1 protein-coding gene is annotated in these 376 nt (G+C 47.3%); it reads right to left on the bottom strand.

Going from position 1 to position 376, the window contains the following annotated elements; translation table 11 throughout:
* Positions 1-376, bottom strand: a 376-nt coding sequence (locus ACNKXV_RS13490; protein WP_417908251.1) for a 6-phosphofructokinase, incomplete at both ends; no start/stop codon positions are given.

Raw genomic sequence — 376 nt, 5'->3', positions numbered from 1 at the left:
GCCTTCAAGGACCAATTCCATTGCTTTTACGCCAAAAACAGAAGCAATCACCCGGTCAAAAGCAATCGGAGTACCTCCGCGTTGGGTATGTCCAAGGACTGTCTCACGGATATCCGCCTCCAAGCCTGCATCCTTCAACTGCTGACTCAAGGTATAACAAACCCCACCAAGTCGGACCGCATGTCTACCCTCTTCGCCTTGAGAAGCAGTGATAGTTCCATCCTTTGCTTTGGCACCTTCAGCAATGACAATGTTTACAAACCCCCGACCTTTGTTATACCTACTTTTTATCTTTTCAACAATTACAGAGAGGTCATATGGAATCTCAGGAATGAGGCAGATCTCAGCTCCACCCGATATCGCTGTATAGAGGGAA

The sequence above is a fragment of the Christiangramia aquimixticola genome (assembly GCF_048285835.1).
Taxonomy (GTDB): Bacteria; Bacteroidota; Bacteroidia; order Flavobacteriales; family Flavobacteriaceae; genus Christiangramia; species Christiangramia aquimixticola.
Note: the sequence above shows the minus strand (reverse complement) of the source record. Positions and strands in the feature narration are given on the sequence as shown.